A 1159-nucleotide genomic window follows, 5' to 3' on the forward strand; every position below is an offset into this window, starting at 1 on the left:
AGATGCTTTCTACATCATTGTCGTCTTCATCATCGTCAAAATCATCATCATCGCCCAACATGCCTTCAAGACGTTGTGCTCGACGCATAGCGCGATATGCTTCTTTTGCCGCAATGGTTTGTTCACGTGTTTCAACTTCTAGTTGTTCACGGAAAGCTCTTACTTCTGCTGCATATTCAGGATCTTCAACTTCGCGTTCACGTTGTTGTTCAATCTGATCCATGAGGTAATACACAACGTCTTTTGTACCTTCACTTAATAGACCTGATGTCTTAAAGACAGGTCCAGTCCACTCTAGTTCATCTAGAATATGCTGACACCACTCTTCACGACTTTCTTCAGCAATCTGATCCAGTTTATTTAGTACTAAAACAATTGGAAGTTTAGCCAAAGTAGGAGAAAACTTAGCTAACTCATTCATAATTGCTTTTGCATTATGCGCAGGATCCGAACCGTCAATTGGTTGCACATCAATAATGTGTAAAAGGATACGCGTACGTGCCAAATGTTTAAGGAAACGAATTCCCAAACCAGCACCTTCCGCTGCACCTTCAATCAAACCAGGAATATCGGCCATTACAAATGAACGATGACGGTCAGCATCTACAACGCCAAGGTTTGGAACCATGGTTGTAAATGGATAATCTGCTACTTTTGGTTTTGCAGCACTTACAGCACGAATAAAGGTTGATTTACCAGCATTTGGCATACCCAATAAACCAACATCTGCCAATACTTTTAATTCTAGACGAATTTCACGAAATTCACCTTTGATGCCTGTCGTACATTTACGCGGAGCACGGTTAGTTGATGATTTAAAGTGGGTATTCCCCAAACCACCATCACCACCACCTGCAACCAGAATTCTTTGGCCATCTTCAACCAAATCGCCAATAATATCGCCTGAATCTGTATCAACAATTGTTGTACCAACGGGTACTTTTAAAACCACATCTTCACCACCACGTCCAGTACAGTTAGCGCCTGCACCATTCTTTCCGCGCTCAGCACGGAACTTACGTGTGTAACGGTAATCGACTAGCGTACTCGTATCATCATCAGCTTGAATATAGATACTTCCACCACGTCCGCCATCACCACCATCTGGGCCACCAAATGGTACAAATTTTTCACGGCGAAAACTGGCTACGCCATTGCC

At 43.0% G+C, this 1159-nt stretch carries 1 protein-coding gene; it reads right to left on the reverse strand.

Annotated elements, in window-relative coordinates:
- Positions 1-1159, reverse strand: a 1159-nt coding sequence (cgtA, locus tag UC75_RS07830; RefSeq protein WP_128825219.1) for an Obg family GTPase CgtA, incomplete at both ends; no start/stop codon positions are given.

Origin of the sequence: Acinetobacter sp. V2, from assembly GCF_001188385.1 — a bacterium.
GTDB classification, from domain to species: domain Bacteria; phylum Pseudomonadota; class Gammaproteobacteria; order Pseudomonadales; family Moraxellaceae; genus Acinetobacter; species Acinetobacter oleivorans.